This is a genomic window from Phenylobacterium sp., assembly GCF_041920015.1.
GTDB lineage: Bacteria > Pseudomonadota > Alphaproteobacteria > Caulobacterales > Caulobacteraceae > Phenylobacterium.
Genome location: NZ_JAYRST010000079.1, coordinates 1 through 14568, shown reverse-complemented (window position 1 = coordinate 14568; position 14568 = coordinate 1). Strand labels below are relative to the sequence as shown.

The 14568-nt window shown below is 70.0% G+C and carries 16 protein-coding genes; 6 read left to right on the top strand and 10 right to left on the bottom strand.

The window, feature by feature from the left end; translation table 11 throughout:
• Window positions 1-153 precede the first annotated feature (153 nt).
• Entirely contained in the window at window positions 154-1419 is a 1266-nt protein-coding gene (locus ACE3TL_RS14010; RefSeq protein WP_374579298.1) for an adenosylmethionine--8-amino-7-oxononanoate transaminase, read from the bottom strand.
• Here ACE3TL_RS14010 and bioF point away from each other — a divergent pair.
• Together bioF and bioD are read left to right on the top strand one after the other, a co-directional pair.
• Complete coding sequence (gene bioF, locus ACE3TL_RS14005; RefSeq protein WP_374579297.1) at window positions 1418-2617, top strand: 8-amino-7-oxononanoate synthase; 1200 nt, start codon at window positions 1418-1420, stop codon at window positions 2615-2617. The genes ACE3TL_RS14010 and bioF overlap by 2 nt on opposite strands.
• On the top strand, window positions 2617-3276 hold the full coding sequence (gene bioD, locus ACE3TL_RS14000) for a dethiobiotin synthase (protein WP_374579296.1): 660 nt from the start codon (window positions 2617-2619) through the stop codon (window positions 3274-3276). The genes bioF and bioD overlap by 1 nt, the downstream gene beginning before the upstream one ends.
• 214 nt (window positions 3277-3490) lie before the next feature.
• Here the strand turns inward: bioD and ACE3TL_RS13995 are convergent, their stop codons facing one another.
• Both ACE3TL_RS13995 and nhaA read right to left on the bottom strand, forming a co-directional pair.
• Window positions 3491-4630, bottom strand: coding sequence for a serine hydrolase domain-containing protein (locus ACE3TL_RS13995; protein WP_374579295.1), 1140 nt, complete (start codon window positions 4628-4630; stop codon window positions 3491-3493).
• A 49-nt stretch (window positions 4631-4679) separates the two neighbouring features.
• Window positions 4680-5867, bottom strand: a complete 1188-nt coding sequence (gene nhaA / locus ACE3TL_RS13990; RefSeq protein ID WP_374579294.1) for a Na+/H+ antiporter NhaA — start codon at window positions 5865-5867, stop codon at window positions 4680-4682.
• Window positions 5868-5949: 82 nt separating this feature from the next.
• Between nhaA and ACE3TL_RS13985 the strand changes: the two genes are divergently transcribed.
• The gene (locus ACE3TL_RS13985) at window positions 5950-7365 is read left to right on the top strand and encodes a protein adenylyltransferase SelO family protein (protein WP_374579293.1); all 1416 of its coding nucleotides are present in this window, start codon (window positions 5950-5952) and stop codon (window positions 7363-7365) included.
• 59 nt (window positions 7366-7424) lie between these two features.
• Window positions 7425-7745, top strand: coding sequence for a plasmid stabilization protein (locus ACE3TL_RS13980; protein ID WP_374579292.1), 321 nt, complete (start codon window positions 7425-7427; stop codon window positions 7743-7745).
• A 4-nt stretch (window positions 7746-7749) separates the two neighbouring features.
• Here ACE3TL_RS13980 and ACE3TL_RS13975 read toward each other — a convergent pair whose 3' ends face one another.
• Complete coding sequence (locus ACE3TL_RS13975; RefSeq protein ID WP_374579291.1) at window positions 7750-8421, bottom strand: TetR/AcrR family transcriptional regulator; 672 nt, start codon at window positions 8419-8421, stop codon at window positions 7750-7752.
• A 147-nt stretch (window positions 8422-8568) separates the two neighbouring features.
• Here ACE3TL_RS13975 and ACE3TL_RS13970 point away from each other — a divergent pair, with 147 nt between their 5' ends.
• Window positions 8569-9696: an aromatic ring-hydroxylating dioxygenase subunit alpha gene (locus tag ACE3TL_RS13970; RefSeq protein ID WP_374579290.1), complete on the top strand. Its 1128-nt coding sequence runs from the start codon at window positions 8569-8571 to the stop codon at window positions 9694-9696.
• A 98-nt stretch (window positions 9697-9794) separates the two neighbouring features.
• Here ACE3TL_RS13970 and ACE3TL_RS13965 read toward each other — a convergent pair whose 3' ends face one another.
• From ACE3TL_RS13965 to ACE3TL_RS13955, 3 genes are read right to left on the bottom strand one after another with little or no spacing between them, the layout of a single operon-like run.
• Window positions 9795-10676 (bottom strand): DMT family transporter, encoded by an 882-nt coding sequence (locus ACE3TL_RS13965; protein WP_374579289.1) that lies wholly within the window; start codon window positions 10674-10676, stop codon window positions 9795-9797.
• Entirely contained in the window at window positions 10669-11514 is an 846-nt protein-coding gene (gluQRS, locus tag ACE3TL_RS13960) for a tRNA glutamyl-Q(34) synthetase GluQRS (RefSeq protein WP_374579288.1), read from the bottom strand. The genes ACE3TL_RS13965 and gluQRS overlap by 8 nt, the downstream gene beginning before the upstream one ends.
• 10 nt (window positions 11515-11524) lie before the next feature.
• Window positions 11525-12154, bottom strand: a complete 630-nt coding sequence (locus tag ACE3TL_RS13955) for a TetR/AcrR family transcriptional regulator (protein WP_374579287.1) — start codon at window positions 12152-12154, stop codon at window positions 11525-11527.
• An 805-nt stretch (window positions 12155-12959) separates the two neighbouring features.
• Between ACE3TL_RS13955 and ACE3TL_RS13950 the strand changes: the two genes are divergently transcribed.
• Entirely contained in the window at window positions 12960-13520 is a 561-nt protein-coding gene (locus ACE3TL_RS13950; protein WP_374579286.1) for an HNH endonuclease, read from the top strand.
• A gap of 3 nt (window positions 13521-13523) precedes the next feature.
• Here ACE3TL_RS13950 and ACE3TL_RS13945 read toward each other — a convergent pair whose 3' ends face one another.
• The 3 genes from ACE3TL_RS13945 to ACE3TL_RS13935 all read right to left on the bottom strand — a co-directional run.
• Entirely contained in the window at window positions 13524-13793 is a 270-nt protein-coding gene (locus ACE3TL_RS13945; RefSeq protein ID WP_374579285.1) for a DUF1294 domain-containing protein, read from the bottom strand.
• Complete coding sequence (locus ACE3TL_RS13940; RefSeq protein ID WP_374579284.1) at window positions 13790-14431, bottom strand: GNAT family N-acetyltransferase; 642 nt, start codon at window positions 14429-14431, stop codon at window positions 13790-13792. The genes ACE3TL_RS13945 and ACE3TL_RS13940 overlap by 4 nt, the downstream gene beginning before the upstream one ends.
• The coding region (locus ACE3TL_RS13935; protein ID WP_374579299.1) for a demethoxyubiquinone hydroxylase family protein at window positions 14428-14568 on the bottom strand (141 nt) is incomplete at its 5' end. The genes ACE3TL_RS13935 and ACE3TL_RS13940, both read right to left, overlap by 4 nt.

Sequence of the window (14568 nt, the reverse complement as noted above, 5' to 3'; positions counted from 1 at the left end):
GGGGGGCGCGCCGGCGCCCCCCCCCCCCGCGGGGGGGGGGGGGCGGGGCGCCCCCCCCCCCCCCCCCCCCCCCCCCCCCCCCTTGCCGAGTCGGAAGTCCCCCTCAGTCCGCTTCGCGGACAGCTCCCCCAGAGGGGGAGCAATTATAGGCCCTTAGCCCAGCAACACCGTCGAGATCGCGCCGGTCAGGCGGGCGAGTTCGGCGTCGGTGACGACGTAGGGCGGGGTCAGGTAGACGACCTTGCCCATCGGGCGGATCCAGCAGCCTTGCTCGGCGAAGGCCATGCAGAGCGGGCCGGTCTCGACCGGGTGGTCGAACTCGACCACGCCGATGGCGCCCAGGGTGCGGACGTCCACGACGCCGGGAGCGGCGCGGCAGGGCTCCAGGCCCTCGGCGAGGGCGGCGTGGATGCGGGCGACGTCGGCCTTCCAGGCGCCGGTCTCGAAGAGGTCGAGGCTGGCGTTCGCCGCCGCGCAGGCCAGGGGATTGGCCATGTAGGTCGGGCCGTGCATCAGGGCCGCGCCGGCGTCGTCCGACCAGAAGGCCTCGAAGACCGGCGTGCGGGCGATGGCGGCCGAGAGCGGCAGGGTTCCGCCGGTCAGGGCCTTGGAGAGGGTGACGATGTCGGGCGTCACGCCCGAGCCCTCGCAGGCGAACAGGTCGCCGGTGCGGCCGAAGCCGACGAAGATCTCGTCGAAGACCAGCAGCAGGTCGTGCTTGTCGCAGAGCCGGCGCAGGGTGCGCAGCACCGCGTCGGAGTGGAAGAGCATGCCGCCGGCGCCCTGGACGCGCGGCTCGACGATCACCGCGGCGATCTCGCCGGCCTTCTGCGCCAGCAGGGCGTCGAGGGCGGCTTCCGACGCCGGGTCGAGCGGCAGGTCGGTGACGATCTGGGCGGGCATGACCCCGGCGAACAGGCTGTGCATGCCCTCTTCCGGGTCGCAGATGGTCATGGTGGCCAGGGTGTCGCCGTGATAGCCGCCCTTGAAGCTGAGGAAGCGGGTGCGGCCCGTCACGCCGCGGTTGATCCAGTATTGCAGCGCCATCTTCATGGCGATCTCGACCGAGACCGAGCCGCTTTCGGCGAAGAAGACGTGGTCGAGGTCGCCGGGCAGCAGGGCGGCCAGGCGCTGGGCCAGGCGATAGGCCGGCTCGTGCGCCAGCCCGCCGAACATCACATGGGGCATGAGGTCGAGCTGGCGCTGGACGGCCGCGCGGATATGCGGGTGATTGTAGCCGTGGCAGGCGGTCCACCACGAGGCGATGCCGTCGACCAGCGCGCGACCGTCCTCCAGGACGAGGCTGGAGCCCTCGGTCCGGGCCACGGCGAGCGGGGCCGGGGCGGTCTTCATCTGGCAGTAGGGGCGCCAGACGTGTGGCGCGCCGCGGGTCATCCAGTCCGGTGTCGCGATTGTCATGACCGGCGGCTTTAACGGAACGGCGCTCTCGTGCATACCGCCCGCCGTGTCAGACAGTCTCACCGCGTTCGCCCAAGGCAAGCTTGCCGCGCTGGAGGCCCAGAGCCTGCGGCGCACCCTGGTTCCCACCCGGCGCCTGGACGGGCTGTGGGTGGAGCGAGGCGGCCGGCGGTTGCTGTCGTTCTCGTGCAACGACTATCTGAACCTGTCGCATCATCCGGCGGTGAAGGCCGCGGCCGTGGCCGCGGTGGAGGCGCATGGGGCCGGCTCGGGCGCCTCGCGGCTGGTGACCGGCGACAACCCGATCTTCGGCCTGCTGGAAGCCAAGCTGGCGGCGCTGAAAGGAACCGAGGCCGCCTGCGTGTTCGGCTCGGGGTACCTGGCGAACAGCGGGATCATCCCGACCTTCGTCGGCGCGCGCGACCTGATCCTGGTCGATGAACTGGCCCATGCCTGCATCTGGTCGGGAGCGCAGCTTTCGCAGGCGAGGATCGTGCCCTTCCGCCACAACGACATGGCCGATCTGGCGCAGAAGCTCGCCCTGTATCGCGGCGAGGCCGAGCGGGCGCTGATCGCCACCGACGGAGTGTTCTCGATGGACGGCGACGTGGCGCCGCTGGACGAGATCAGCGCCCTGGCGCAGGCGCATGACGCCTGGCTGCTGGTGGACGACGCGCACGGCCTGGGCGTGGTCGGCGGCGGCCAGGGGACGGCGGCGATGTTCCCGCAGGCCAGGGTGGACCTGGCCATGGGCACCTTTTCCAAGGCGCTGGGCGGCTATGGCGCCTATGTCTGCGCCAGCCGGCCGGTGGTCGACTTCATCAAGACCCGCACGCGCACGGTGGTCTATACGACCGGCCTGCCGCCCGCGAGCGCCGCGGCCGCGGCGGCGGCCCTGGACGTGATCGCCGCCGAGCCCGAGCGGGTGGGCGCGGTGCTGGCCAAGGCGCGGCGGTTCACGTCGGCGCTGGGCTTGCCCGAGGCGGCGAGCGCGGTCGTGCCGATCGTGCTGGGCGAGGCGGAGCGGACCTTGGCCGCGGCGCAGGCGCTGGAAGCGCAGGGGTTCCTGGTGGTGGCGATCCGGCCGCCCACCGTGCCGGCCGGCACGGCGCGGCTCAGGGTGGCGTTCACGGCGGGGCATCCCGACGATGAGATCGACCGGCTGGCGGCGGCGGTGCGTCCGCTGATGGCGGCCTGATGCGCGCCCTGTTCGTCGCCGGCGCCCACACCGACATCGGCAAGACCTGGGCGGCCTGCGCCCTGCTGCGGGCGGCGCGGGCCAAGGGGCTGTCGGTCGCGGCGTTGAAGCCGGCGGTGAGCGGCATCGACCCGGCCGACTGGAGCCAGAGCGATCCTGGCCGGCTGCTGGCGGCCATGGGGCGGGAGCTGACGGACGCGGCGCTGGACGAGATCGCGCCGCTGAGGTTCGCCGCGGCCCTGTCGCCGCCGATGGCCGCGCGGTTGGAGGGCGTGGACCTGAAGATCGCGCGGTTGGTCGAGTTCTGCCGGGCGGGCCTGGCGGCAAGCCACGCCGACCTGATGCTGGTCGAAGGGGCGGGCGGGGTGATGTCGCCCATGGCCGAGGACGGAACCTGCCTGGACCTGATGGCGGCGCTCGCCGTGCCCGCGGTGCTGGTCGGGGGCTCCTATCTCGGGTCGATCAGCCACACCCTGACGGCGCTCGAGACGCTGCGCGGGCGCGGCCTGGCGGTGGAGGCGGTGATCGTCAGCCAGAGCGCCGATCCGGGCGCGCCCGACTTCGCTCAGACCGTCGAGAGCGTGGCGCGGTTCGCCGGCGACGTGCGGGTGGTCGCCGCGGCGCGGGACGAGAGCGGCTGGGCGGCGGGGTTGGTCTAGGAATTACCCCAGCGCGAAACGCGGTCGTGTCTGGAGCCGGCTTGAAGTGGACGGGCCAGGAAGGACACGAAGGCCGCCAAGACCACGAAGACCACCAAGGGGTTGGCGCTGAACGTGCGTCACCGTTGGAGGGCAAGGCCTGGACGACCACTTCGTGGTCTTGGAGTCCTTTGTGGTCTTCGTGTCGAAGAGCCGGTGCTGATCGAGGGGGACGCTAGATCGTCCCCATCGCGCTCCACATGGCCATGGCCAGGCCGAAGGCGCGCATGTCGCCGGTGGTGGTCGGGGCCATCTTGTTCATGGCGTAGGCGAAGGTGGTTCGCGCATCCATGTCGATGATGACCAGCGAGCCGCCATAGCCGCCCCAGAAGATGGTGTTGGGATTGGGCAGGGGCATGGCGCCGGCCAGGCCGAAGCCCATGCCGAAGCGGGCCGGCATGCCCAGGATCAGGTCCTGGCCCTCGACCTGGACTTCCAGCGCCTTGCGGCAGCCGGCCTCGGACATGAAGCGCTTGCCCTGGGCGACGCCGCCATTGGCGAGGATGGCGTGGACCTGGGCGACCGACCGGGCGTTGCCCGTTCCGCCGGCGGCGGGAATCTCGGCGCCGCGCCAGGCGCGGGTGCGGGTCTCGGCCACGTCGATGGGCGGATTGCTCGACATGTTCTTCTGCAGCTCGCTCTCGGAGCGGTCGGCGATGGAAGCTCCAGGCGGCGGCGGGATCAGGTGGGCGACGCGGCCGTCCTCCGAAGCCGGCAGGCCGATGTGGAAGTCCGCGCCCAGCGGCTCGGCGATCTCTTCGCGGAACACCGTGCCCAGCGACTTTCCGGTGATGCGGCGCACCACCTCGCCGACCAGATAGCCCTGGGTGAGGGCGTGATAGCCGGGCGCTGTCCCGGGCTCCCAATAGGGCGCCTGGGCCGCCAGCAGGGAAGTGGCTTTCTCCCAGTCGTAGAGGTCGTCCTTGGCCAGCGGCTCCTTCCAGCCGGAGAGGCCGGCCGAGTGGCTCATCAGGTGGCTGACCTTCACGTCCTGCTTTCCGGCGGCGGCGAACTGCGGCCAGTAGCGGGCGACCGGGGCGTCGAAGTCGAGCTCGCCCCGGTCGGCCAGCAGCAGGGCGGTGAGGGCGGTCATGGTCTTGGTGGTGGAATAGACGTTGACGATGGTGTCGCGCTCCCATGGGCGGGTGCGCTCCTCGTCGGCCCAGCCGCCCCAGAGATCGACGACGGTCTCGCCTTCCAGCGTGGCGCAGAACGAGGCGCCGACATCGGCCCCGCTGGCGAGATTGGCCGCGAACGCTTCGCGCGCCGGGGCGAAGCGGTCGTGGGTGAATCCTTCGACGGCGTCCGAAGTCATGTGCTGTCCCTCCCGATATTTTCGGGCAGCCTACGCCTGGGACGGGGATCTAGTCTTGCACTTCGTTGCGCTGGCGCTGGGCGTAGGACAGCACGGCCATGCCGGCGAGCACCGAAAGGATCGAGCCGGCGATGACGCCCATTCGCACCTCGGTCTGGGCCAGGGCGTCGTGCGGGTCGAAGGCCAGGCCGCCGATGAAGAGGCTCATGGTGAAACCGACGCCGCAAAGCAGGGAGACGCCGTAGAGCTCCAGCCACTTGGCGCCGGTCGGACGGCGGGCGAATTTCAGGCCGATCACCGCCGCGGCGAAGCCGAACACGCCGATCTGCTTGCCTAGGAAGAGGCCGAGGGCCACGCCGAGCGGGACCGGCGAGAGCAGGGTCGACAGCGACAGGCCCTCGAATGAGAAGCCGGCGGCGGCGAAGGCGAACAGCGGCAGGATCAGATAGGCGACATAGGGGTGCAGGCTCTCCATGAAGTGCTTGAGCGGCCCTTCGTGGCCGGGCTTGCGCGGTTCGACCGGCACGGTCATGGCGGCGGCGACCCCGGCGAGCGAAGTGTTGACGCCGCTCTTCAGGCAGAAGGCCCAGGCGAGCACGAAGAAGGCCGCATAGAAGAGATAGGGGGCGCTCTTCCAGCGGGACATCAGGGCCATGACCGCGATGCAGGCGCCCGCTCCGCCCAGGGCGTAGAGGTTGACGTCCGAGGTGAAGAGGATGGCGATCAGGGCCACGGCGCCCAGGTCGTCGGCGATGGCCAGCGTCAGGAGGAAGATGCGCAGCGAGGGCGGCAGGCGCGGGCCTGCCACCGCCAGGGCGGCGAGGGCGAAGGCGATATCGGTGGCGGTCGGGGTCGGCCAGCCCTGAGGCGCGCCGCCGGCGCCGGCGTTGACCAGCAGGTAGACGCCGGCGGGCGCGGCCATGCCTCCCAGGGCGGCCAGCACCGGCAGGGCCAGGCGTCGGGGATTGGAGAGCTCTCCGCGTAGGATCTCGTATTTGATCTCCAGGCCGACGACGAAGAAGAAGATCGTCATCAAGCCTTCCTTGATCCACCGATAGACCGGCTTGGTCTCGGCGAACGCCCCGACCTGGATGGTGATCTCGTGCCTGATGAAGGCGAAGTAGTGGTCGGCCCAGGGGGAGTTCGCCAGGGCGACGGCGAGCAGGGCCGCGGTCGTCAGGATGACGCCGGAAGCGGTTTCGGTCTTGAGGAAATCCAGGGTCAGTCGGCGCGCCATGGCCCCGGTTAGCATGGGCGGCAGGTGCGAAATACGTCAATCGGACGTTGCTGGCGCCGATTTGATCGCGCATCTGAGAGGCATGCCCGTCTCGCCCGACTACCGCCCCGAGCCGCATGTCCAGGAACTGGGCGCGGAGTTCTTCGATCCCGTGGAGGCGGCCGATTTTCCGATGGCGCTCCTGCGGTTCCGCAACGACCGGGCGGCGCGGACGGTGGGTCTGGAGACGCTGACCGACGCGGAGTGGACCGCTCATTTCGGCCGGTTCGAGCCCTTGCCGGGCAACCTGCCCCAGCCGCTGGCCATGCGCTATCACGGTCACCAGTTCCAGGTTTACAACCCCGACCTGGGCGATGGCCGGGGCTTCACCTTCGCCCAGATGCGCGAAGCCGGCGCCGGGCGGCTGTTGGAACTGGGGACCAAGGGCTCGGGCCAGACGCCGTGGTCGCGGCAGGCGGACGGGCGGCTGACCCTGAAAGGCGGTGTGCGCGAGGTGCTGGCCGCGGCGATGCTGGAGGCGTTGGGCGTCCCCACCTCGCGGGCCCTCTCGCTGATCGAGACCGGCGAGCAGCTCTATCGCGGCGACGAGCCCAGCCCGACGCGGTCCAGCGTGCTGGTGCGGCTGTCGCACAGCCATATCCGCTTCGGGACCTTCCAGCGCCAGGCCTTCTTCCAGCGGAAGGACCAGCTCGAGCGGCTGGTCGACCATGTGATCGCCTACTACTATCCCGAGCTTGCGGGGGCGCAGGACCGGCCGGCGGCGTTGCTGGGGGCGGTGGCGGCGCGGGCGGCGCGGCTGACCGCGCGGTGGATGACGGCCGGGTTCGTGCATGGGGTGCTGAACACCGACAACATGAACATCACCGGCGAGAGCTTCGACTACGGGCCCTATCGCTTCCTGCCGCACAACGATCCGAACCTCACGGCCGCCTATTTCGACAGCGCCGGGCTCTACAGCTTCGGCCGCCAGCCGCAGAGCGTGTTCTGGAACCTGCAGCAACTGGCCGGCTGCCTGGCGCAGGTCGGAGGCGAGGATGCGCTGGTCGAGGCGCTGAACAGCTTTGGTCCGGCCTATCGGCGCGAACTGGCCGGGGCGCTGCTGAACCGGTTGGGGCTGGCGCGGGGCGAGGAGGCTGCGGAGGTCGCCTTCGCCAATGCGCTCTTCCGGGCGATCGCCGAGGGCGGGGACCGGCTGCGCTGGGAGCCGTTCTTCTTCGACTGGTTCTGCGGGGACGAGGCGCGGGCGCTGGGCTCGCCGCGCGGCGACATCTATGCCGGCGAGACGTTCGCCGGGTTCCGCGAGTTGCTGAGCGGTTTTGAGCCCGAGCGGCCCGAGCGGCTGGCCGATCCCTATTTCGCCGGGCCCGAGCCGCAGGAGCTGCTCTACGACGAGATCGAGGCGATCTGGGCGCCGATCGCCGAGCGCGACGACTGGAGCGCGTTCCACGCCAAGCTGGCGGGGATCGACATTGCGCGGAGGGCCTACGATCTGAGCTAGGCCCTAGGAACTCGGGGCGCCTGCGCGGGTTGGCTTTCCAGTGTCAGAGGAGAGCGATCATGCCCCGAGGCGACAAGTCCAAATATACCGACAAGCAGGAACGCAAGGCCGACCACATCGCCGAAGGCTATGAGGCCAAGGGCGTGTCGGAGAAGGAGGCCGAGCGGCGGGCCTGGGCCACCGTCAACAAGGACGACGGCGGTGGCAAGGCGCCCGGCGGCTCTGGCCGTGGCAAGCACACCGGCCATCCAGCCGCGCACAAGGGCGGCAAGACGGGCGGCGAGGCGTCCGCCAGCCGATCGGCCGCCGCGCGCTCGGCCTCGGCGAAGAAGGCCGCGGCGACCCGCAAGCGCAACGCCGAGCATCACGCCTCGCATTGAGCGGTCAGAGGATCGTCAGCTTGATCCGTTGGGCCTGAGCCTCCACGGCGTCCAGCCGCTCGGGCCGGGCCAGAAGCCCCCTTAGGGCCAGTCGTGCGCTGGCGTGGGCGCGGTCGGCCGGCGACTCGGGCAGGGCGGCCAGGACGCTGGTTTCGGTCAGTTGCAGCATCTGTTCGGCCGCCAGGTCCGGCAGGTCGCAGACGAAGGCGCCGTCCGCGCAGCCGGCGCCTATCAGGGCGCGGTAATGGCCGACCAGGGCGGCGCGCGCTTGCTGGGCCGGGCCGAACTGCGGCTTGCGCAGCTCCGGAAGGTAGAAGATCGCCGGCAGCGCCGGATCGACCGAGGCGACCACGAAGGCCTCCTCGTAGAGGCTCTTGTAGAGAGCGACGTCGGGGGCCAGCGAAAGGCCCCCAAGGCGGCGGTAGAAGTCGAGAGAGGGCTGGGCGAGGTAGACGACCAGCTCGTTCAACAGTGCGTCCTTCGATGGAAACAGGTTGAACAACGAGGCGGTGGCTACGCCGAGCTCCTGGGCGATCATGCGGATGCTGGCGCCGGTATAGCCCTCGGCGCTGATGAGCCGCGCGGCGGCGAGCAGCGCTTCGTGGCGGGTCAGGTGCGGACGCCCGTCGCCGCGGGGGCGGCCGATGGGGCGGCGTGATCGGGCGGGCGGCTTCATGGTTCTCGACTTGGGACGGGCGTGGTTAGCGCGGCGAGCGCCTGTCGTCCAATTTAAAACGATCGATCAAAATAATTGACTCCGCTTTCGGCCACGCTCTATCGAGCTGGAGCGTTGGCGCAGACCGGCGGTTTCAGGGAGGGGAAAATGGACGAGAGCAGCTTGCCCGGCGTCGGCGCCGAGGAGATCGAGCGGGCGCGAGCGCCTCTGGAGCGAGCCTGGACCCTGCCGCCGGCGGCCTATGTGAGGCCCGATATCTACGACCTCGAGGTCGAGCGCATCCTGCGGCGAAGCTGGGCGCCGTTGGCGCGGACGGACCAGGCGCCGGAGCCCGGCGACTACATCGCCACGGATTTCATGGGCCAGCCGGTGCTGCTGGTCCACGGCCTGGATGGGCGATTTCGAGCGATGGCCAATGTCTGCCGGCACCGGGCCGCGCCGGTGGCCGAGGGCGCGGGTCGGCGCAAGCTGTTCACCTGCCCCTATCACGCCTGGAGCTATGACACCGAAGGGCGGCTGATCGCCGCGCCGCTGATGGACGGCGTGGAAGGCTTCGCGCCGGAAGACTGCCGGCTGGGACAGATCAGGACGGAGGTCTGGGAAGGCTTCGTGATGGTCAACCTGGACCCGGACGCCGCGCCGTTTGCGCCGCAGGTCGAGCCGCTGCGCCGCTATTTCCAGGCCTTCCGTATGGGCGAGATGGCGGTGGTGCGCACCCTGACCTACGACAGCGGCTGGAACTGGAAGGTGCTGGTCGAGAACTTCATGGAGGCCTACCACCACCTGGCCGCCCATGCGCAGACCCTGGAACCGGCTTTCCACGCGCGGGATTCGGTGGTTCCCGACAGCGATGGTCCCTGGTCGATCCTCCACATGCCCGCCGCCGCGCCGGACGCTTCGCGCGAACGCCTGGTGCAGGGGCTGGAGGACTGGCAGGCGCAGAGCCTGTTCGCGGCGGTCGCCTTCCCGCATTTCCTGTTCGCCCTGCACGGCGACGGCATGGCCTGGTACCAGATGTTACCGCAGACGGCGGGCCGCTTCACGCTGAACATCCACATCTGCGCGCCGCGTTACCTGCTGGAACTGGAAGGCGCAGACGAGATCATCGCCGCGCTCGAACAGGCGACGGCGGCGATCCATGCCGAGGACATCGCGGTCAACGACCTGGTGTGGCGCGGGCTGAACGCCCCGATGACGGGCCAGGGGCGGCTTTCGACCCTGGAGCGGTCGATCTGGCAGATGAACCAGTGGTGGCTGACTCAGATGGGTCTCTAGAGCATTTTCCGCCGAAGTGGACACCGGTTCGGCGTAGAAAATGCTCCAAATTCAAAGAGTCTTGAGCAAAATCCGATCCAGTCAGATCGGATTTTGCTCTAGGCGGGCTTGCGCGACGCGGCCTGAGCCAGGACGACGCCGGTGAGGGCGAGCGCGCCGCCGAGGGCCTGGAGCGGGCCGAGGGCTTCGGCGAACAGCAGCCAGCCGAGGATCGCGGCGACCACCGGCTGGATGAGCACCACCACCGAGGCGGTGGCCGGCGGCAGGCGGCCCAGCGCCCAGGCGATGGAGCCCTGGCCGGCGACGTGCATGAGCCCGAGGCCGGCGAGCGCCGCCCAGCCGCCGGGCGTGGCGGGGAAGATCGGTTCGCCGAGGGCGAGGGCCGCGATCAGCAAGGCCGGGGCGCTGGCCAGGCTCGACCAGAACATCACCTGGGCCGCGCCGGCGCTGCGGCGTGCGGCGCTGATAGCCAGGAAATAGAGCGCGTACCAAAAGGCGGTGGTGAGGGCGAGGGCGTCGCCGAGCGGCGGATCGGCGCCTGGTGCATGGGCGCCGCGTCCGGCGGCCATCATCCAGGCCCCGGCCACGGCCAGGGCGACGGCGGCGACAAACAATCGCGCGGGCCGCTGCTTCAGGAAGATCCAGGCCGCGGCGGTGACGACCACCGGGGTCAGGTTGGTCAGCACCGTGGCGTTGGCGACCGAGGTGAAGCGGATGCTGTAGTGCCAGAAGCCGAGGTCGCAGGCGAAGGCCAGACCCGCGGCCAGGGCGAAGCGGCTGGGCGCGCCGACCCCGCCGCTGGCGCGCAGGGCCAGCAGCCCCAGCAACGGCAAGGCGAAGCCGACGCGCCAGAAGCCGATGGCGGCCGGGCCGGCGTCGGCCAGCCGCACCAGGATGGGGGCCAGGCCGATGACCGCCGCGCCGAACACCAGCACGGCCAGCGCCTGGGTTCCGGCCGGATCGCGGGAGGTCTTATTCAAAGCCCAGCTCCGCTTTCAGCTCGGCGGCCGAGACGCCGCGGGCGCGCAGGTCGCGCAGGGTTTCAGCCCTGTCGCGCTTGGCGAAACGCCGGCCGTCAGGGCCGGTCAACAGGCGGTGGTGACGGTAGGCCGGCGTCGGCAGGTCGAGCAGGGCCTGGAGCAGGCGCTGCACGGGGGTCGCCTCGAAGAGATCCTGGCCGCGGATGACGTGGGTCACCCCTTGCAGGGCGTCGTCGACGACCACGGCGAGGTGATAGGCGACGCCGACATCCTTGCGGGCCAGCACGATGTCGCCGCCGGACAGGGCGGGATCGGCGAGGATATGCCCCCGTTCGCCGCCGGGCCCGGCGCCTTCCTCGAAGAAGCTCAATGGCCGGCCGGCGAGGGCGGTTTCGGCTGCGTCCAGCGACAGCCGCCAGGCGAAGGGATCGCCGGCCGCCAGGCGGGCGGCCTCTTCCGCCGCCGGCAGGGCCGCGCCGCGATGGACCTCGGCCGCGCCGTGCGGGGCGCTGGCGGCGGCCTGGGCCAGTTCCTTGCGGGTCTTGAAGCAGCGATAGGTGAGGTGGTCGGCGGTGAGGGCGGCGAGGGCGGCCTGATAGTCGTCGAGGTGGTCGGACTGGCGGCGGACCGGCGTTTCCCATTCAAGTCCCAGCCAGGCGAGGTCTTCGTAGATCGCCTCCTCGTAGGGCGGCCGGCAGCGGGTGGCGTCGATGTCCTCGATGCGTAGGAGGAAGCGGCCGCCAGCGGCGCGCGCGGCCTCGAACGCGGTCAGGGCCGAGAACGCGTGGCCGCGGTGCAGGTAGCCGGTCGGAGACGGGGCGAAGCGGGTGACGAACACCCGACGAGCTTTAGTCCTGTGCGGTGCGCGCGAAAATGCCCATGTGCTCGAACACGCCGCGCAGGAAGGCTTCGTCGCCGCCGAGCGCGTCTTTCAGGTGGTCGAACTGCTTGAAGGAGAACATCTCGGCCAGGCCGTGGGCGGCGCACCAGGCCGCGGTGGTGGCCAGTTCCAGCTCCTGCTCGCCCATCGGCGCAGCGCCGGCCTCGAGCAAGGTGTCGCGCACCTGGCAATAGGCGCTGTCGTTGTCGGCGTGGACGTGGTCGGGCAGGCTGTCCTTGTCTCGCGAGCAATCGTACATGACGCGGTAGAGCGCCGGATTGTCGCGAGCGAAGCGCACATAGGCCACGCCCAGCGAGGTCAGCTTGCCGCGCATCGAATCCTGGCTGGCGCGGGCGTGGGTCATCTGCTCGTTCAGCAGGTCCCAGCCCTCGTGGGCGACGGCGTCGAGCAGTTCGCCCTTGTCCTTGAAGTGATGATAGGGCGCCGCCGGGCTGACGCCGGCCTCGCGCGCCACGGCGCGCAGCGAGAGGGCCGTGGGGCCTTCGGTCTCCAGCAGGCGACGAGCCGCGTCGATCAATGCGCGGCGCAGATCGCCATGGTGGTAGGGGCGATTTTCGGCGGCTGCAGTTTCCTTCATGGCCCTCACACTAAATCTGAATCTGGACGGCGTAAAGATCATCTTGACGGCGTTCAGATGGCTGCTATCTTAGCATTGTTCAAATAGAAAACGCCCTCGCTCCCCCGAGGGTCCAACTTGAAAGGTGTGTGTCATGTCTCTCGCCCGTCTCACCCACTTCGAACGGCTTTTCGACCGTCTGGCCCCGGTGGTGCTGATCGCTCTCAGCTTCAGCCTGGCCGCCGCCACGGTCGCCGTCGGCGCGTAGCAGCCGACGCTCCCAGTCTCTCGAGCCTGTTCCTCCAGGGGCCGGATTTTTCCGGCCCCTTTTTCTTTGCACGGCTATGGAGGGGTGAGCTTTTGGCTATGCATTTTTGCATGTCGTACATTGTAAAATTAATCTGTACATCGTTCAGATGGATTGCTATCTAAACATCGTCCAGATGGACGCCGGGCGGCGGAGGGCCGCGCCGGAGACTTACGAAGGAATGACCACATGACTGCTCTCACCCAACTTGGCCGCCTGTTCGACGCCACCGTCGCCGTGGCCTTCATCTTCATCAGCCTGGGCCTGGCCGGCGCCACCGCCGTCGTCGGCGCCTGATGGCCCGCCGCAAGGCGCCTCGTCCGGCGCGACTGGCTTCGGACGGGGCCGCCCGGCTTCATTTCATGGAGCTGTCGTGGAAATGGGCCTATAATTCTCCCGTTGCGGGAGTCGTCCCCAAGGGGCTTTGAGTCGCCGCGCGTTCGGATCGCGAAAGGGGGCCTGTCTTCAGTCTCTACGCGTACGACATAAGGGCCGCGAAGGCCCCCGGGAGGCGCGGCCATGCAGGTGCTTAACCACCCGCCGTCCGGCTGGCCCTGCCTGGTGCTGAACGCCGATTTCCGCCCGCTCAGCTATTACCCCTTGTCGCTCTGGCCGTGGCAGGAGGTGATCAAGGCGGTGTTCCTCGATCGCGTCGACGTGGTGTCGACCTACGACCAGGAAGTCCATTCGCCATCCTTCAAGATGCGCCTGCCGAGCGTGGTTTCGCTCAAGCATTACGTGCCGCAGGACCGGCCGCCGGCCTTCACGCGCTTCAACCTGTTCCTGCGCGATTCCTTCACCTGCCAGTACTGCACGACCGGCGAGGACCTGACGTTCGACCACGTCGTGCCGCGCTCGCGCGGCGGGCGCACGACCTGGGAGAACATCGTCACCGCCTGCGCCCGCTGCAACCTGATGAAGGGCGGGCGCACGCCGCACGAAGCGCACATGCAGCCGTTCAACAAGCCGCGCCGGCCGACCGCCCACGAGTTGCAGGAGCGGGGACGCAGGTTCCCGCCGCACCACCTGCACCGGAGCTGGCTGGACTACCTCTATTGGGACATCGAGCTGGAGGCTTAGGTCTCAGCCGGCGGCGCGGCTTGCGGTCAGGATCAGGACGAGCGCGGCCTGCACGGCGACGATGACCAGCAGCCAGGTCGCGAAGGGCTGCTTGCGCGTCTTGTGGCGGAAGACCTGCTGGGCGGCGACGGCGCCGAAGGATCCGCCGACCGCGGCCAGGGTCAGGAGGGTGCGCTCGGGAATCCGCTCGACGCCGCGGATGGCGCTGGACTTGTCCAGGCCCATGGCCGCGAAGGCGGCGAGATTGACGGCCAGCAGATAGAGCAGGATCACGCCGTCGCCTGGGCCGGCCGCCACATGGCCCACATCGCCGGAGCGTCGGGCCGGGCGCGCAGCACCTCGACCACCTCGAAGCCGTGGCGGCGATAGAGCGGCACATTGGCCTCGGCCGAGGATTCCAGATAGGCCGGCAGGCCCTGGGCGTCGACCTCGGCCAGGCCCGCCGCCAGCAGGCGCGAGCCGACCCCGTGGCCCTGGGCGTCCGGGCGGTCGCCCAGGAACCCGAGATAGGCGTGCGGCGCCTTCGGTTGGTGGGCGTCCATCATGGCCCGCAAGGCCGACATGCGCCCCAGGCGCGAGACGCCGGTGGCCGACAGCAGGGCGGGCAGGGCGCGCAGTTGCTGCAGGAAGGGCGTGGGGCCGAGGCTCTCGGACGGCAGCCAGATGGCCGCGGCCCCGCCCGTCGCCGGCCGCGAGATCTTCCCGTCGAGCAGGCCCATGGCGGTCAGCAGGTGGAAGAGCTTGAGGCGTGCGGCCTCGTGCCGGGAATCGGCGCGCAGGAACCAGTTGAAGATCGGATCGGCGGCGAAGGCGGCGGAGAGATCGGCCGCGATGACGGGCACGTCGGCCATGGCGGCGCTGACGGGAGCCTCGGCGGCGCGGCGCAGGGCGGTGATCTCGTCCGGCGTCATATCTTCTCGCTGATCTTGATGGCGGCGCGGCAACCGGCGCGGATCACCGCGGCGAGCAATGGATAGCCCGGAGCCTCGCGCGCGCCTTCCTCCAGCGCATGGTCGCGGTGGGCGATCTCCTCGTCGCGGAACTTGGT

Coding starts and splice junctions, on each gene's coding strand:
- ACE3TL_RS13950 (WP_374579286.1), top strand. CDS start 12,960: ATGCAGGTGCTTAACCACCCGCCGTCCGGCTGGCCCTGCCTGGTGCTG.
- nhaA (WP_374579294.1), bottom strand. CDS start 5,867: ATGGCGCGCCGACTGACCCTGGATTTCCTCAAGACCGAAACCGCTTCC.
- ACE3TL_RS13955 (WP_374579287.1), bottom strand. CDS start 12,154: ATGAAGGAAACTGCAGCCGCCGAAAATCGCCCCTACCACCATGGCGAT.
- ACE3TL_RS13985 (WP_374579293.1), top strand. CDS start 5,950: ATGCCCGTCTCGCCCGACTACCGCCCCGAGCCGCATGTCCAGGAACTG.
- ACE3TL_RS14010 (WP_374579298.1), bottom strand. CDS start 1,419: ATGACAATCGCGACACCGGACTGGATGACCCGCGGCGCGCCACACGTC.
- bioD (WP_374579296.1), top strand. CDS start 2,617: ATGCGCGCCCTGTTCGTCGCCGGCGCCCACACCGACATCGGCAAGACC.
- ACE3TL_RS13975 (WP_374579291.1), bottom strand. CDS start 8,421: ATGAAGCCGCCCGCCCGATCACGCCGCCCCATCGGCCGCCCCCGCGGC.
- ACE3TL_RS13995 (WP_374579295.1), bottom strand. CDS start 4,630: ATGACTTCGGACGCCGTCGAAGGATTCACCCACGACCGCTTCGCCCCG.
- bioF (WP_374579297.1), top strand. CDS start 1,418: ATGACCGGCGGCTTTAACGGAACGGCGCTCTCGTGCATACCGCCCGCC.
- ACE3TL_RS13970 (WP_374579290.1), top strand. CDS start 8,569: ATGGACGAGAGCAGCTTGCCCGGCGTCGGCGCCGAGGAGATCGAGCGG.
- ACE3TL_RS13940 (WP_374579284.1), bottom strand. CDS start 14,431: ATGACGCCGGACGAGATCACCGCCCTGCGCCGCGCCGCCGAGGCTCCC.
- ACE3TL_RS13980 (WP_374579292.1), top strand. CDS start 7,425: ATGCCCCGAGGCGACAAGTCCAAATATACCGACAAGCAGGAACGCAAG.